Here is a 17,277-nt window from a genome sequence, read left to right on the forward strand (position 1 = left end):
AGTGTATAAGGACATTTTATGAAAAAGCACTTTGAGCTCATTGATAAGCCCACGTTTTTTGGGGCACTTGGGCTTCTTTTCTCGGTGATCATCCCACTTCTGATTTGGCCTACTGAAGGCGCAGAATGGATTGCGATTGCTAAAACCTTTATGACCGACAAACTCGGTTTCCTCTACCTCGCTCTCGGCATCGCAGCTTTCTTTTTTATGGTTTATATCATCTTCAGTGATATCGGCCAGATCAAACTTGGTGATGCGGATGAGAAGCCAGAATTCGCGACAGGCTCTTGGGCTGCGATGCTTTTCTGTGGTGGTATCGGTGCAAGTATCCTTTACTGGGGTACGATTGAGTGGGCCTACTACTATCAAAGTCCACCATTCCAATTGGAAGCAGGTTCTGAAGAAGCGGTTCGTTGGGCTGCTACTTACGGCATCTTCCACTGGGGGCCAATTGCGTGGTCTATCTACCTGATCCCTGCTCTGCCAATTGCTTACTTCTTCTATGTTCGTAAGCAACCTGTTCTGAAAGTGTCCGCTGCTTTGATGCCTGTTATCGGCGAAGCACGCAGCCACGGTGGCTGGGGCAAATTCATTGACGTCCTATTCATTTTCGGTCTTCTGGGCGGCGCGGCGACAACGCTGGGTCTTGCTGCACCATTGATTAACGAAGGTATCAGCTACCTGTTTGGCATTCCTTCAACGACGGTCACCCAGATTGGTGTATTGCTACTGTGTACTGCCCTGTTTGCTTACTCTTCCTACAAAGGGATGGATGAAGGCATCAAGGTGTTGAGCAACATCAACTTCTGGGGTGCATTAGCACTGTTGGCGTTCGTCCTGTTTGCAGGCCCAACCCTGTTCATGCTGGAAACTGGCCTGGACTCGATTGGTCGCATGCTGTCTAACTTCTTTGTGATGGCAACGTGGGCAGAACCTTTCGGCGGCTACGGCACGTTTGAAGACACCCACTTCCCGCAAGATTGGACCATCTTCTACTGGGCATGGTGGCTGGTATTTGCACCAAGCATGGGTTTGTTTGTTGCGCGTATTTCACGTGGTCGTACTATCAAGCAAATGGTATCAGGTTCGATTTTCTTCGGCTCACTGGGCTGCGCCCTGTACTTCATGATTTTGGGTAACTTCGGTCTGTCTCTGCAACTGTCAGGTCAACTGGATGTTATTTCCATTCTGAATAACGAAGGTCCAACTCGAGCGATTTTCTCTATCCTTGAGCAACTGCCGATGAGTACCATGGTCATCGCAGTATTTACCATTCTGTGTATTATTTTCACAGCAACAACGTTTGACTCTATTTCGTTCATTCTGGCATCGGTTGTTCAGAACAACGTAACTGAAGATCCACTGCGTTGGAACCGTCTGTTCTGGGCATTCACCCTGTCATTCATGCCATCAGTACTGATGTTCATGGGTGGTCTGGCAACGCTTCAAACAGCCGCGATTGTTGGTGGTCTTCCACTGCTGGTTATCGCAGTTATGCTGATGATCTCGGGCGTTAAAGCCGCCACGCTCGACCTTTCCCATCAGGAAGGCTATGTCGACCCAGTTATTAACATCGAAGAATTCCCAGATGTTGATCCATGGTCGAAAGAAGGCATGGCGATGGCGAAGTTTGAACGTCTGAAAGATGAAGCGATTGAAGCGGCTAACGAAGAGCGTCAGAAACTGGATGCGATTTGGCAGCTCAAGAAAGAAATCCGTATGGCAGCACTTTCTCGCGGTGAAACGGGTGCAGAACTCGGTGATGCACCGGAAGAGCAACTGGCTGAAATTCAACGTCTGACTGACGAAGCGATGGCGGCGAAAGAGCATAAGCTTCAAGCCTCTGAAGCGGCTCAACAAGCACGCATTGAATTTAACGAGTTAATTCGTGAGAAACAACGCCTAGAAGAAGAAGCGCAAGCGGCAGAAACGCCAGCTTAACACTTCCTACTTTCTATAAAAAAGGAGCACCTTGTGTGCTCCTTTTCTTTTTGGGGTTACTGTACCGTTCTAAGATACGAGCCCTCTATTTGGCTTCTAGACTTTTCAGCCATTTTTCCATTGCTGTCAGCCCTTTCTTTTTATTCTTTTTCTTGCCCGTACCCGCTGGCTTTGCCATCGGTTTTTCAACGTTCAGCAGTGCCTCAGCAACCGATTCATCAACTTCAAAACCCTCAACCTCTTCTCGCTCAAGACGAATTTTGTTCTTCTTCTCGATAATTTTGAAGTGATGGTAGTCTTCATGGTCAATCAAAGACAATGCCAGACCCACTTCTCCCGCACGACCGCTTCGACCAATGCGGTGCATATAGTCTGCTGGGCTGCGTGGTAAATCGAAGTTGATAACAACAGGCAACTTTTCAATGTCCAAACCGCGCGCTGCAATGTCAGTTGCAATTAGTACGTCGATCTCACCCGATTTAAATCCATCCAGTACGCGTGTGCGCGAGCCCTGACCTTTATCGCCGTGGAAAACTTCGGCTTTAATGCCACGTTTTGCGAGTTTCTCAGCAAGGTGCTCACACTGCTTTTTCGCGTTGACAAAAATCAGGGCTTGTCGCCATGCATTATCTTTGATCAAATGCGCGAGAACCGCTGTTTTTTCACCTTGATTCACGGTAAACACTCGCTGAACCAAGGTGCTGGCGTCAGCACTTTGCAGTTGAATTTCGACAGGATCGTTCAACAACTCTTGCGTTAAAGCCTGAACTTCTTCTGGGAAGGTCGCTGAGAAAAGAAGGGTTTGTTTTTTCTTAGGCAACAATGCCAACAGAGCCGATAGCTCTTCGGTGAAGCCAAGACTCAACATACGGTCTGCTTCATCAAGCACGAGGGTTTTCACGCGATCAAGTTTGATCGCATTGCTCGAAATCAGATCAAGCAGACGACCCGGCGTCGCAACAAGAATGTCGGTACCACCGCGCAAAGCTAACATTTGGGTATTGGCAGACACACCACCAAAAACCGCGACCGTTTTTACAGCACCATTGCTGTGCACAGCATAAGATTTAATGCTGTCTGCAACTTGTTTTGCCAATTCACGGGTCGGTACTAACACCAGCCCTGTCACATAGTTACCTTTGCCGCCTTTTGACTTCTCGCCCAGCTCAAGAATTTGCTGAAGCATAGGCAATGCAAAGGTGGCTGTTTTCCCTGAACCTGTGTTTGCGCCTGCAATCAGGTCGCGACCTGTTAGCACGCTTGGGATTGCTTTCGCTTGAATTGGCGTTGGTTGTTGGTATTCAAGTTCCGCTAAGCGCGCTAACAGAGGTGAAATAAGGCCAAGTTCAGAAAAGCTGGCAGGTGTCTTTGCAGTAGTCATTAAGATAAAAGGCTCAAAGCTAAAATTTATAGCCGGACATAGTAGTGTATTTCAGCCCTACTCAGTTAGTGATATCTCAGATGTATCCCTAATCACTAGCCCAAAAAGCCTTTATCTTGTTGTCAGCGAGAATATTTACTCAAATCAATTGTTGTATCGGGCTTTCCCGTCAATATGCGCTCAGCCAACTTTTTAGCATCAATTTCATCCAAACCAACAAACTTATACGCGCGCGCATCGGCAACGATCGTTAACGTTTTACGTAGTGGATTAATTGAAATCTCATGGATGGTGTCGCCATTGATAGTTTGCAACACGCCTGCATGCTTACTGGTCACACTGGATGCAGCGACTGCACTTGATGAAAAGCACACCATTAAAAAGGAAAGTAGAAGGTTGTTCAGCATAACTCAAAAAAGTATAAAAAACTCGCCGCGAAGTATTCCATGTTATTGAATTTATTATTGAGACTTTTATCACGCATACTACAGCAAAACGTAAAATCTCGCTCCACAACCAACCCGAAAAGCAATCGTTGGAAAACAACAAAAATTCACCCTTTTCTTATTATTGAGAGACGTTAAATTGCGAGTTCCGAATTAACATTGATTCATAAACCAAACAAAATTCATTGTTCTGAAATAAAAGACAATATGCAGAATCTTAGACAAATGACCGTGTTCATGAATGTTGTTGAATCAGGGTCAATAACAAAAGCCGCGGAAAAACTGGATGTTTCCAAATCGGTGATAAGCCAATCGCTCAAGCAGTTGGAAAACGAGTTGGAAACAACACTGCTTAAACGCACAACGCGCAGACAAGCTCTCACAAACTCTGGAGAGCAGTTTTATAAGCACTGCTGTGACATGCACAGACTTGCTGAAAAAGCATGGGAAGAAATTAAAACCCAACAAACTGTGCCAAAGGGGAAAATCCGAATCACAGCGCCTAATGCGTTGATGGCGTCTCTTGTTGTGCCTGCTTTATTAGATGTTTTTTCAGAGTATCAAGATGTTGAATTAGACTTGGTAAACGATGATCATCAATTAGATTTGATGGAGAACAATATCGATTTAGCGATTCGCGCAGGGCAATCAGCTCCCAGCAATTACAAACAACGACGTATTGGAGAATTCAGGGACGTACTTTGCTGTGCAACGACCTTTATTGGTGATTTCCGTCGTGCTCCCTATATTATCCATCAATGGCAACAGCGACCTGTCGAACACGTATTCGAGCACCGCGAAACACGTGAAAGCCTGGGCCTTCAATACAGTCCGCGACACAGAACCAATGCCATGCAAACCACAATGGCTCTGATCGAATCAGGATACGGGGTTGGCATACTGCCAGACTTTGTTGTTCGCAGAAATTACAACCTAAAGGCGTGTCTACCTAACCACGATATGCCATTAGTAAATGTGTATGCCATTCACCCTTTTCACGGTAGTGCGCCTATAGGCGTTCGAATGGCTATTGATACCATTGAGAAAGCCTTGTTCGATTACACGCAACCTCACAACTAGGGCGTCACCTAGTGCGCCCTAGCTACGTATTACTCTGCCTTTTCCTTACGCTTTATTCGCACTTCATCTGCGATATAAATCATGCTACTCACCAGAATACACCCACTGATTAGGTTTATCGCCGATGTCATGGTGCCATCAAACATGGAGCCACTCACATCAATGAGAACGGCCACCAATGCCAGTCTGATTGCCGTTACTAACGAGGCACTGACACCGGTCTGCTCAGGCACGGCTTCCATGGAACGCGCGAAGAATATCCCAATGCTGATGCCTGCACCCAATGAATAAAACAGCATCAGCCCTGTCACCATCAGTGGGCTTTGTTGCCATTCTGTCGGGACCACAAACATCAGTAAACTCATCACAGCGATCAGTGCAAAGCCAAATCGACGCATTAAGACCAAGCCAAACCACTTGATCATTCTGCCAGCATTGACGCTCGCTATAACAAACGCCACCAGCAAACTGACCTGATAAAACGGGAAGACAGCCACATCAACACCAAGGTGATTCACAAACACCAAAGGCATGTTAGATATGAAGATCATATAGCCAGAAAAAATGAATGTCGTAATAAGCGTATTCGCCCAAAACTCGCCATTTTTAAGCACAACGAGATAATCTCGCCCTACCCCTTTCACTGACAGCGTTTTGCGCTTTTCAACAGGCAACGACTCTGGCAATTTGAAAAAGCAAATAAGTCCCGTCGCAATTGTCAGTACCGCGATAAACACAAAGTTGTAGGTGTAACCGAACTGATAATTAATCCATCCGCCAAGCATTGGCGCGAAAGCAATGATGCTGACGACCAAGCTATTCAAATCAGACACAATTTCTGCGGCCTTTTCAGCTTTGTATAGGTCGAACACCATCGCGGCACCAATGATCATGCACGCCGCACTGCCAAACCCTTGAACAAATCGCCAGAAGATCAATATTTCAATGCTGTCTGAGAATACACATCCAATGCTGCCAGCAATGAATAGTGCATACCCAATGTTTAGCACCTTCCGTCTGCCAATCGCGTCAGACAGCGGCCCATAAATCAAAGAAGCAAGGCAAATGCCTAGAAAGTTAAAGCTTAAGATACGCTGAATCATGGTCTCATTCGTGTCAAACGCCGCCATCATGTCGGGAAAAGCGGGTAAATAAATGTCCGTTTCCATCGCTGCGGCGAGGAAAATCATCAGAATTAGAAAGCGAATAGAACGCTCACTCAACATACTCGTAGGCATGGTTATCCTTTGGATCGAAAACGCCAGATACAAGAAAGGCCTGGGAAAAAACACATAAAAGGTAATGGCGTGGGTCAGAAATTTTTAACCTGAAACAGGGATCACTGCGGCAGGTAGATACGTCAAGGGTGAGTCAAGCTCCAAGAATATCGGAATGATATTCCCACAGCGTAACGTGACAGGCGTTACTCTGTGTGGCCAATTGGCAAGAAAACCCAGAATAGGGCTGAACGCATATTACTGGCTAACGTGAAATTATCAAAGTTAAATCCGTTTAAAAAACACCGTTTTAATTAACACTAGCGTTTATAGAGTAATAACTCTAAAATGCAATTACTCTCTCCTTATGTTGGTAAATCCAATGTTTATCAGAAAGAAACCCTTTTCCTTTACAGTACAGTTATTAAGCCTGTGCTGTGCTTTTGCGATAATTTCACCTATCGCGAATGCCCAACAGCTCAATACACAGTCACTGAGCTTCAATGATGCATGGAAATCTGTTCAAGAAAAAAGTGATGCTATTGCCGCCAAACGCGCGAACCTAGAACGCGCCGATCACATGCGAAATGCGGCATCCGCGCATCATCTCCCCAGTGTCTCTTTGAGTGGCAACTACACACGCCTCGATCAAAATATTGAACTCAAGCCCTCACAACTTATGGAGCACATGAGTGGGGGCGATTCCCTTCATAAGTTAGCAGGCTTATTACCGGGTATCGGCGGCAGTGTCGACAGCCTTGCGACGACGACATTGGCTGACCGCGATATTTACACCAGTTCCATCAGAGCTATATGGCCGATTTTCACAGGTGGTCGAATACTGGCAGCAGAAGATATTGCCAACGCCCAACGTGATGAAGCGGCATACCTGATGCAAATGGAGCAACAAGCCAAATTCGAAGATCTGGCTAAAGTCTATTTCGCAACCGTTCTGGCGGAGCAAGTTGTTCAAACCCGCATTGACGTTGAAGAAGGGTTGTACAAACACCTTTCTCACGCCAAGAAAATGGAAGCACAAGGCCAGATTGCGCGCGTTGAACGCTTGCAGGCCGAGGTGTCTTACGACCAAGCGAAAACAGCTCGCATGAAAGCAGTGCGGGATTTGGAAATAACGCAAGCGGCATTAAAAGCCATGGTCAAAACCGATCAGACCCCGATTCCGAGTAGCGAACTCTTTACGCAAGACAACGCCCCTGCTATGTCACCTTTCCTAGATAAGACACTGGCCACCTACCCCGGACTCAAAGTACTGGAAGCCAAACGCAAGCAGGCCAATGGTCTGATTGATATGGAAAAAGGTAAGTATTATCCGCAAGTGTTTCTTTACGGTAACTACAACCTGTATGAAGGTGACTCACTGACCGCAGAGTTAACGCCAGATTGGGCGGTAGGCGTTGGTGTGAGCATTCCTTTATTCGATAACGGTGGTCGCTCAGATAAGGTCAAAGCGGCCCATAGCACTGCCCTTCAAGTTAGCTACTTACGTGCACAAGCCGAGCAAGATTTGTCTCTATTGGTTGAAAAAACGTGGCGCGAAGCCGGACAGGCAATCGAACAATATCAAGGGCTTTCCTCTAGCATTGAGCTAGCGGAAGAAAACCTAAAACTGCGCGAAAAAGCGTTCTCTCAAGGCCTATCGACATCACTGGATGTTGTTGACGCCGAGCTCTATCTCGCCAGCATTAAAACGCAACAGCTTGCCGCGTCTTATCAATACGTTCTGTCACTGAGCCGTCTATTAGCTGTCAGCGGTGAAATGAAACGCTTCCCTGAATTTCAGGCAGCCTCACTCATCCATCATCAAGCTTCACTTCAAGGGTAATCCGTCATGACCAAATTAAAATCTGCTTTTCTTGCCGTACCGGTATGCGCGTTAGTTGGTTGGGTCGGTTACAGTTTCTACCAAGCTTACCAACCTCAACCTGAACGCTTCCAAGGTCAAATAGAAGCGCAACAATACAGTGTGTCTTCTAAAGTGCCGGGACGTATTGAAGACGTATTGGTGCGTAAGGGACAGCAAGTGAATAAAGGCGATCTGATTTTCACACTTTATACACCAGAGCTGGATGCGAAATTAGAACAAGCAAAAGCAGGTCAGCAAGCCGCCGATGCCATGGCTGAACAAGCAGAGCGTGGTGCTCGCTCTCAAGAAATCAATGCAGCACGAGACCAATGGCAGAAAGCCCGTGCAGCCGCACAACTGGCCGAAAAAACCTTCAACCGTGTTGACGCTCTCTATGTGGAAGGCGTGACCGCGGAGCAAAAACGTGATGAAGCGTACACCCAGTGGCAAGCCGCTCAATACACGGAAAATGCTGCGCATCAAATGTATGAAATGGCGAAAGCAGGTGCACGCACAGAAACCAAACGTGCTGCTCAGGAAAAAGCGCGAATGGCGGCGGGAGCCGTGGCTGAAGTTGAGGCTTACACAAAAGACACCAAAATCCATAGCTGGTACCAAGGCGAAGTCAGTCAGATTTTATTGCATTCGGGCGAGCTGGCCCCTCAAGGTTTTCCTGTCGTCACTGTCATTGACATGAATGACGCTTGGGCAGTGTTTAATGTTCGTGAGGACAAGTTGCGTCAGTTCCAGCAAGGCACAGAATTCAACGCAAAGATTCCTGCATTAGGCGAACAAGCGTATCGCTTTAAAGTCTCGCATGTTGCACCTATGGGCGACTTCGCGACATGGCGCGCGACAAATAACCAAAAAGGGTATGACATGCGTACGTTTGAGGTGGAAGCTCGCCCTATCGCGCCAATCCAAGGTTTGCGCGCAGGCATGAGCGTATTAGTTTCTGACGCGAACGTGCAGGGATAAGTCATGAATACCCCCACTTTTGCCCGCATGGTGATCAATGAGTGGAAACTGGTCAGCTCCGACAGATGGCTGTCGGCGTTACTGTGTGTGTTACCCATTGTGCTTTTCTTGCTAGTTTGGGCCATTTTCAGCTCAGGAACAGCGCGAGACTTGCCGATTGGTGTTGTTGATATGGACAACAGCGCAATGTCTCGGGCATTAGTTCGCTACTACGATGCAAGCCCAACAATTTCTACCACCCAATTCGACGATACTCAACATGCATCTGCGTCGCTAAACAGTGCTAAAACGTTCGCGACCATTGTTATTCCAGAGCGTTTTGAAGCGGCGGTTATGCGCGGAGAATCACCGGATGTCACTGCCTTTTACAACAGCCAGTACATTCTTATTGGCAAACTGGTCAGTTCTGCGATTACGCAAAGTCAGAGCACCTTTTCTGCCATGGTAGAAACCAAAGTTAACATGCTTCATGGCACCACCATAACAGCACAAGCGGCGGGGCAATCTGTGCCTGTGCGTTTTCAATTGGTACCTCTGTTTAACAGCGGCACCAACTACGCACAGTTCTTGGTGTCTGCGATTATTCCAGCACTTTGGCAAATTGCTATCGTCGCCAGTGGCATGTTGTCGATGGCATTAACCGATAAGCGCATCGGATTTGAGCACGCGTTTGCCAACCAAGCGTTGAGTGCTCTGACTGCGAAATTTTGCTGCTTGCTTTTACCCTTGTGGCTGATGGGCATTGCATTTGCCCTGTCAATGCACCTATCGCTTGGTTGGCCAATGAACGGCAGTTGGTCCATTGTGTTCGCCGCCCAAGGTCTAATGGTGTCTGCAGGCTTGGCGATCGGTGCGCTGTTGTATTCAGCAACGCGTAATGTGGTGAGGGCAATGAGCTTGGTGGCAGGATTTACGGCCCCAGCGTTTGCCTTTATGGGGGTTAGCTTCCCCGCAACAGATATGCCATTTTTGGCACAATGCTGGCGAGCAATATTGCCCGCAAGTCACTACATCAGCCTTCAAATTGGGCAATTTAATTACGGGGCAACACTTAAACAAGCGGCACCAGAATTGGGCGCACTCGCCGCCTTCAGTGCTCTATGGGTGATTGTATTGCTGAAAGTAAAACGCACAGTGCCTAGTAAGCATGATTGCGGCGAGGTAGCGGCAAAATGAGTTGGCGAAACATTTTCTCATATGAGCTGAAAAAGCTGTTTAGTAACCCAGCGGTTGTCTTTACCGTGTTTGGCGGGATCATTATCTATTCCTTGCTTTATCCGCTGCCGTACGACCACCAACTGCCACGTGAACTCAATGTCGCCGTTGTTGATCATGACAACAGCCAACAGAGCCGTGCTTTTGTTCGAATGCTCAATGCGACACCGCAACTTAACGTGTCGATGAACCTCAGTCAGGAAGCGGAGGCTAGCAAGCTTATCGCGGGTAAAGAAATCGAAGGCGTTATCGTCATCCCACAGCATTTTTACCGCGATTTATTGATGGGGAAAAGCCCAGTGATCTCGGTTGGTGGGGATGCATCTTTCTTCTTGGTTTACGGCACGATCGTTGAGGGGGCCGTATCTTCTGGCAGTACGCTAGGTGCGCAAGTGAAAGTTGCCAAAGCGATGATGAAAGATATTCCTCAGCCGCTTGCCGAAAAACAATACACGCCGTTTTCACTCAACATGGTGCCGGTTTTTAACCCTACCACTGGCTACGGCGACTACGTTGTACCCGGCGTATTTATGTTGATTTTGCAACAAACGTTGCTCATCGCATCAGGCATGTTGCAAGCTGGCTCTACCGCAAACAGCCGTCGCCACTTAGCGGCTCGAAGCCTTATCCTGTTTGCGATTTACAGTGTAATGTCGATGTACTATCTCGGCGGAAGCTTGAGTTTTAACGGGGTTAATCGCTTGGCTGAACCCGCCTCACTGGCAATGATCATGGTTCCTTTTCTTCTTGCAACAATGGGAGTAGGCACTTTGATAGGTTCAGCCATAAAACGACCAGAAATCATCACATTAACTGTTTTACTCAGCTCTATGCCCTTGCTTTTTTCATCTGGGTTCGTTTGGCCAACCAGTGCCCTGCCAGATTGGATCTATTGGCTCGCACAACTATCTCCATCAACGCCTACGATTCAATCAACGATACAGTTGAATCAGATGGGGGCGACACTCCAAAGCCAGCAAGGGTTTATTACCCAACTTTGGGGGCTGGCCTTTATTTACCTTGCTTTGGCATTTATCACCCAAATGCGTAGGAAGCGTTAAATGAGAAAGCCCTGCATCTTGCAGGGCTTTCTTTTTAGTCAATTACGCAATAATACGTTCAATTGCATCGACAATAGCTTGCGCTTTTTCATCATCCAAACCGTCAGGGTGCGGTGGAGAAAACATCTTCGAATCATTGTCCCAATACTTTCCAGACGCATATGCAAACTCGTCTGACAAGCCTGCTCGTACTAAGATATCTACGCCAATGGACAAATCATTGCCTGATACACCAAAACCTTCTTGGACCATCTTACTGGCTAACATTGAACCTGGATTGACCGCGATAAATGCCGGACCGCTTTCCCCTAGCTTTTCCGCCATTACGCGCGTCCACATGGTGATCGCCAGTTTGCTTTGCGCATACGCACTAAAGTCGTCATCAAACTGCACCTTTCCTTCCAGCGCATTGAGATTAACGGGAGCCTGAGCCGCTGATGAAAGGTTCACCACTCGGCTATTTTCATCCATGGCATGAAGCAACAACTTAGTCAGCAGATACGGGGCAATGGTATTCACCACAAATCGTGCATCAATGCCTGACTTGGTCGATGCATCGCTCAAACGAAATACGCCCGCGTTATTCAAGAGCACATCAACATGTGAATGCTTAGTGAGTATGGCTCTCGCCAATGCTTTTACATCAGGTAATGAGGAAAGGTCTGCGACATAGGCTTCTACCGTACTAACGCTCCTAATCGCTTTCAACTCTGTTTCTACCTTGCCCAGCTTTGCTTGATTTCGCCCATGTATCAGCAGGATATGCCCTTCAGCAGCTAAAACCTTTGCTGTTTCTAACCCGATGCCATCCGTCGCGCCAGTGATCAGTATTGTCTTTGCCATTATCAGTCCCTCACTTTAGTTTTAGCTTTCGCAGACACACAGCCAGCAATGACATCCGCTAACTGACAATGAGATTCCGCGTTAATTGGCACTGACTCATTTTCCCTTATTCTGGGGATAGACAGTTTTCTCATATTGAGAAATGGGACACTTCGCTTTGCCGGAATGACTGTCAGATTGACATAAAAGAGTATCTCAATATAAAAACCATTATGAAATAATTATATATTTCAATTAGTTAAAAATGGCACGTTACTTGAGTAGGTATTTGCAACATTCCATTGAGGAGCGTCCTATGTCTTACAAGTTATCTTTGACAGGGCTCGTGCTGATATCTCCACTTGCAACTGCAGGGCCATTTGATACCTGTCCTAGTAAGGCCTATTTATTCCAATCAAAACCCGTTCAAGTCTATAGCGTAAACCTTGTCACAGGGTCCACTAACCTCATCACAAATGATGTAGGTATGACCAACAATGGCATCAACGCGATTGGCTTTGATAACGGCATTGGAGACGGCGATGGGTTCAACCATAAATATATTTATGGTGTAGAAAAATCCACCCATAGTGTTGTTAGACTAGGCAGCGACTTCCAAGCAGAAACGGTTGACGTTACCGGCCTTCCGGACGTTCACTTCTTTGTGGGTGACGTGTATGACCGATACTACTACCTTTATCACACGAGTCACGGTCTGTTTAAAATTGACCTCTCGCCATTAGACTCCGACCCAACCGCGACGCTGACTGCCGAGACAATTACGGACAGCGTGTCTCTAGGGCTCACTGACTTTGCGTTCCATCCTCACAACGACCAGCTGTTTGCGGTCAATAACGCCAACGGCAAACTCTACACCATTGATACCGGGAATGGAGACACTGACTTCATTGGTAACATTGGCGTAACGGGAACGTTTGGTGCAGGCTATTTCGATGTTGATGGCTACTACTACATCTCCAGAAACTCTGACGGAAACATCTATCGAATTGACCTCTCAACGCAAGCGAAAATAGACAGCGGCGTAGTACCTGCAGTCAAATTCGCTGACGGCCCCAAGTCGGGCCAAAACGACGGTGCCCGTTGTGAAGATGCGCCAGTGATTGACGAAGACTCTACCATCGACTTTGGTGATGCGCCCGATTCGTATATGACACTGCTGGAATCAAATGGTCCTCGCCATGAAGTCGACTCCGGCTATTACCTCGGTTCTGTCGCACCAGATAGCGAAGGCAACGGTTTCCAATCTCCGCTCGACGACAATAAAGCCGGTGTTGCTGATGAAGACGGCGTCGGTTTCGTCACGGGTTTGCGTGCTGGCCAAAACGCACAAATATCCGTTCAGGCTTCCACCAGCGGCTACTTATCTGCGTGGATTGACTGGAACGGTGATGGGGACTTTGCAGACAGCGGTGAAAAAATTATCAGTGATGATCTCACCAATTCAGGCAACAATGCTTACAACATTGCCGTTCCAGCCGGTGCAACAATTGGTTCTAGCTGGGCTCGCTTCCGCTTCGCCCAACAATCCGGCCTCAATTACTACGGCGGTGCAACGACGGGTGAGGTAGAAGACCATCCAGTCATCATCATGGAAAATGGTTCATCTCTTCGCTACTACCCAAGTGCTAGCGGCTATGCAACCATTGCTTTTGAAGATAACTGGCCAAAAGAAGGCGATTACGACATGAATGATGTTGCAATCAAATTCAAAATCACCGAGACACTTGACCAGTCAAATGACATCACACGCGTCCACATTCAAGGCCATTTAGCAGCATACGGCGCAGGCTATCACAATGGGTTTGCGTTTAGGCTAGAAGGGCTGAACCGTGAAGACATTGCTGCGACGACAACGCTTTCGTATAACGGTGTAGAACAAGCAGAAAATGGGCTCGAAGCGGGTTCTACAGAAGCGATATTCATTATTTCAGATGATCTGAAAACGAAAATTCCTGCGAGTTGTATGTACTACCGTACCGCGCAACATTGTCAGGAAGACTTGTCCTTTGAGTTCGAATTAGACATTTACTTTAATGCCGACGTCGACACCAGCCTACTTTCAGCCATGCCTTATAACCCATTCATGTTTGCCACACCTGGGGCTTATGTGCGTGATGGTCTCTGGTATAACCCTGGCCGCGGCTTAGAAGTACACCTACCTGATCAGGCACCAACTGAGCAGTTTGATACCTACTGGTATGGATGGTGGTCAGACTCTAGCGACCCAGCAACAAACCGCTACTTCAAAACATCAGATAACCTACCGTGGGCAATCCTTGTACCTGACGATTGGCACTGGCCGCGCGAACACGTTGACGTAGTGGAAGTCTATTCTGAACTTGCGGGCTATGCAGAGACTGGCGGTGAGAATAATGTGGACTGGTATTTGCTCGAAAAAGCGACCGAAAACAAATACTACAGTGTTGAGGAGTAACCATCATGATTAATCATAAATATTTATCAATTATCGCGATGACCGCCCTTCTCACTGCATGTGGAGGTGGTGGAGACGGAGATACCACAACGACGGGAATCAGCACTGATAATTCACCTTCGGAAGAAGAAAGCAGCTCTAGCTCAAACTCTACATCAATGTTGGTCGATACCTCTGGCGGCGTCGCGAACATTCCCGCCACGGTAGGTAGCTCGGCCACATCCATGAGCTCGATGGTTGTTCCTGACTCTTTTTCTTACAATCCAAATGTTCAACAGAGCTTTGTGGTTGATGTCAGCGGTTACGCTGCGTCCAATGCGACCATCACTTTGTATCGAAATTTTTCAGCAAACAATGATGGTAGCTATTCAGCCGATTACAATAGCAGATTGGTCGCAGCTCAGCTTATTAACGGTCAAGGCACTGTCGACATTGTCAACACAACATCGCAATACTACCTGCTTGCAGAAGTGTGGTTTGATGATGGCACCACGCCCATACAAAAGCGGATACCCAACACGGAAACCAGTTGGATTTGGTGAAAAAGAAAACCCCGCTTGTCGGGGTTTTCTTTTTGTATTAATAGGCGTTTGATTTTAGCTTGAACTCATTTAAGCGACTGCTTTGGCGTTCAGCGATGTCAGACAAGAAGTTTGAAGCCTGACTCGATTGATCAATACCCACCACATTTTGAGAAATGATGTCTGTAATGCCATTCAAAGACTCACTGATTTCCTCAATCGCTTGAGACTGTTGCTGAGCAGCTTCTGACATTTCAGATGAGCTATCATTTATCTCTGATACAGAAAGCTGCGTAGCGGTCATTTTATCCACCACAACGGATGATGTTTCTCTTACTTGATCAACCTTTTCCAAACAATCATCAACTTTGAGCTTCGCAATATCAGATTGGCTCTGCAGTTCCTCAATGATTGTTTTGATATGTTCAGTCGATGTTTGCGTTTTCGCCGCAAGCGCACGTACTTCATCCGCCACGACCGCAAAGCCTCGCCCTACATCACCCGCCCTAGCGGCCTCAATAGCGGCGTTTAGTGCCAGCAAATTTGTCTGATCAGATATCGTGCTGATAACGGTAGCAACCTCATTGATACTGTGGCAACGCTGTTTAAGTAGCTCTACTACCGACGCGGTATCACCCAATTGCACCGTCAGATTATCAGCTTGTACGCTATTTTCTTCCGCCAGAATCTGACCTTCTTGGCACGCCTTGAACGCATTTTCTGCTTTTGACTCTGTCATTCTTGCTGATTCTGCAACAATACTTGCCGATGTCGACATTTCCGTCACTGCTGCTGCAATTTGCTGAACTTGAGAACTCTGCTCTTCCGCATTTGCGGTACTTTGCAACATGACGGTAGCTAGCTCGGTAGCACTTGCTGAAATCTCCACACTCTGAGATCTCACATCTTCAAGCACGCCATTGATCGATTCAACCGTCGCGTCAGAACTCATTGCCAACGATGCCAATTCATTTTTACCGCGAATATTGGTTAAAACTGAGAAGTCTTTATTTGCCATAGACTTCATTGAATTAACCAATCGACCGAAAATACCGTTAATTTTATTAATAATAAAAATGCACAAAGTGACGGATAAAAGCACAGAAAGAATCCACGACGCGCCTTGAATTGTTATCGCCTTGGAAGCCAAATTCATTGAATTCTGGTTCGCGTCATGCAGCATAACCATGTTTCTAGAAATAACTGCAGAAAGATCAGTGCTGATTTTATTCGCTAATGCATCGCGTTCTTTTGAAAACAATCCGTCATCTTTAAGTCCTGAAAGCACAACCTTCGTGGAATTTTCATAACCTCGTATTGTTGTATTTTTAAAGTCTTTAACTGGCTGAATCCACGTGTATTTATTAACTATATCAATAGCATCGCTCAAGTATGACAATGTTTTATCTTCATTGACAACAGCTCGACGAAAAACACTAAGAGACAAGCTAGAGTAGTAACCATCCAGGTTTCTTACTAGATCAGAAACATCTTTATTCCACGTAATGACATCAAAATTACTGTTCTTATCGGCATAGGCGTTCACCTCAGATGTCATCGAAAATAGTGCGCCCCATAAGAGCGGCGTATCTTCCCACCACTGCCTATGCACGCGTTGATACTGTTCAATCGATTGGGACAAGGTTAAGCGATAATTTTCTATATTTTTCAGTGTTTCTCTCATGTCCTCTTTCGTTTCAGAAGACATGTCCGGGTCAGAAATAAAATCTTCTTTGATAAGAGTCTGTATTCTCTCAATATCACCCTTTATTCTGACGTATTCATTTTGCAAGTTTTCCGTACTTTCCTTAAGAAGATCTCGACTCTCTACACGGATGTTGTTCCAATCACTGTCTAACTTAGCCGCCGACTCCGCCCTTTCTGCTCTCAATGTTGAATAGTCAACCGAGCCTTTTACTTCAGCAAGGTAAAAATATAGTACAGCAGATATTAACGCGGACACAGACAACGTAATTACAACGGGTGATAATAGTAAAGTTCGCAGCGAAAAGTCTGTAAGCCAGAAAGATGATTTTTTTGTTATCGTCATAACCTACTCAATGTTGTTTATGAAATTATTTTTAATACATCAAAGTAAAACCATCTTTTATTTTGAACAAAACACACACATAAATATGAAATAGATAAAGCTTTAATCAATAGAATTTGAGTAAGGTTTAGAACGATATTTATGCGTCCGTGAAAACCAAAAAAGCAACACCATAAATCAGATAGCAAACTGATAGTTTAAATTAATTTTTATGCAATAACGTCGTAGTTAAAATTTGTGCAGTTA

At 46.3% G+C, this 17,277-nt stretch carries 13 protein-coding genes; 8 read left to right on the top strand and 5 right to left on the bottom strand.

The window, feature by feature from the left end:
• Positions 1-18 precede the first annotated feature (18 nt).
• Positions 19-1,941: a BCCT family transporter gene (locus tag LRP49_RS01915; RefSeq protein ID WP_274139799.1), complete on the top strand. Its 1,923-nt coding sequence runs from the start codon at positions 19-21 to the stop codon at positions 1,939-1,941.
• A gap of 85 nt (positions 1,942-2,026) precedes the next feature.
• Here LRP49_RS01915 and LRP49_RS01920 read toward each other — a convergent pair whose 3' ends face one another.
• The gene (locus LRP49_RS01920) at positions 2,027-3,322 is read right to left on the bottom strand and encodes a DEAD/DEAH box helicase (RefSeq protein WP_274139801.1); all 1,296 of its coding nucleotides are present in this window, start codon (positions 3,320-3,322) and stop codon (positions 2,027-2,029) included.
• 122 nt (positions 3,323-3,444) lie between these two features.
• On the bottom strand, positions 3,445-3,729 hold the full coding sequence (locus LRP49_RS01925; protein ID WP_274139803.1) for a hypothetical protein: 285 nt from the start codon (positions 3,727-3,729) through the stop codon (positions 3,445-3,447).
• A 246-nt stretch (positions 3,730-3,975) separates the two neighbouring features.
• On the opposite strand from LRP49_RS01925, the gene LRP49_RS01930 reads away from it, so the two are divergent.
• On the top strand, positions 3,976-4,848 hold the full coding sequence (locus LRP49_RS01930) for a LysR family transcriptional regulator (protein WP_274139805.1): 873 nt from the start codon (positions 3,976-3,978) through the stop codon (positions 4,846-4,848).
• Positions 4,849-4,877: 29 nt separating this feature from the next.
• Here LRP49_RS01930 and LRP49_RS01935 read toward each other — a convergent pair whose 3' ends face one another.
• Entirely contained in the window at positions 4,878-6,086 is a 1,209-nt protein-coding gene (locus LRP49_RS01935; RefSeq protein WP_274139807.1) for a multidrug effflux MFS transporter, read from the bottom strand.
• Positions 6,087-6,447: 361 nt separating this feature from the next.
• Here LRP49_RS01935 and LRP49_RS01940 point away from each other — a divergent pair, with 361 nt between their 5' ends.
• Genes LRP49_RS01940 through LRP49_RS01955 form a run of 4 tightly spaced genes read left to right on the top strand, consistent with a single transcriptional unit; the run spans position 6,448 to position 11,183 of the window.
• Positions 6,448-7,908, top strand: a complete 1,461-nt coding sequence (locus tag LRP49_RS01940) for a TolC family protein (protein WP_274139808.1) — start codon at positions 6,448-6,450, stop codon at positions 7,906-7,908.
• A gap of 6 nt (positions 7,909-7,914) precedes the next feature.
• Entirely contained in the window at positions 7,915-8,907 is a 993-nt protein-coding gene (locus LRP49_RS01945) for an HlyD family secretion protein (RefSeq protein ID WP_274139809.1), read from the top strand.
• 3 nt (positions 8,908-8,910) lie between these two features.
• Entirely contained in the window at positions 8,911-10,083 is a 1,173-nt protein-coding gene (locus LRP49_RS01950) for an ABC transporter permease (RefSeq protein WP_274139810.1), read from the top strand.
• On the top strand, positions 10,080-11,183 hold the full coding sequence (locus LRP49_RS01955; protein WP_274139811.1) for an ABC transporter permease: 1,104 nt from the start codon (positions 10,080-10,082) through the stop codon (positions 11,181-11,183). Before LRP49_RS01950 ends, LRP49_RS01955 begins: the two co-directional genes overlap by 4 nt.
• 42 nt (positions 11,184-11,225) lie before the next feature.
• Here LRP49_RS01955 and LRP49_RS01960 read toward each other — a convergent pair whose 3' ends face one another.
• Positions 11,226-12,026: an SDR family NAD(P)-dependent oxidoreductase gene (locus tag LRP49_RS01960; protein WP_274139812.1), complete on the bottom strand. Its 801-nt coding sequence runs from the start codon at positions 12,024-12,026 to the stop codon at positions 11,226-11,228.
• 295 nt (positions 12,027-12,321) lie between these two features.
• Between LRP49_RS01960 and LRP49_RS01965 the strand changes: the two genes are divergently transcribed.
• The gene (locus LRP49_RS01965) at positions 12,322-14,460 is read left to right on the top strand and encodes an LruC domain-containing protein (RefSeq protein ID WP_274139814.1); all 2,139 of its coding nucleotides are present in this window, start codon (positions 12,322-12,324) and stop codon (positions 14,458-14,460) included.
• Positions 14,461-14,465: 5 nt separating this feature from the next.
• On the top strand, positions 14,466-15,002 hold the full coding sequence (locus tag LRP49_RS01970) for a hypothetical protein (RefSeq protein WP_274139815.1): 537 nt from the start codon (positions 14,466-14,468) through the stop codon (positions 15,000-15,002).
• A gap of 37 nt (positions 15,003-15,039) precedes the next feature.
• Here LRP49_RS01970 and LRP49_RS01975 read toward each other — a convergent pair whose 3' ends face one another.
• Entirely contained in the window at positions 15,040-17,031 is a 1,992-nt protein-coding gene (locus LRP49_RS01975; protein WP_274139816.1) for a methyl-accepting chemotaxis protein, read from the bottom strand.
• Between the last annotated feature and the right edge of the window lie 246 nt (positions 17,032-17,277).

Source organism: Enterovibrio qingdaonensis (genome assembly GCF_028683135.1).
Taxonomy (GTDB): domain Bacteria; phylum Pseudomonadota; class Gammaproteobacteria; order Enterobacterales; family Vibrionaceae; genus Enterovibrio; species Enterovibrio qingdaonensis.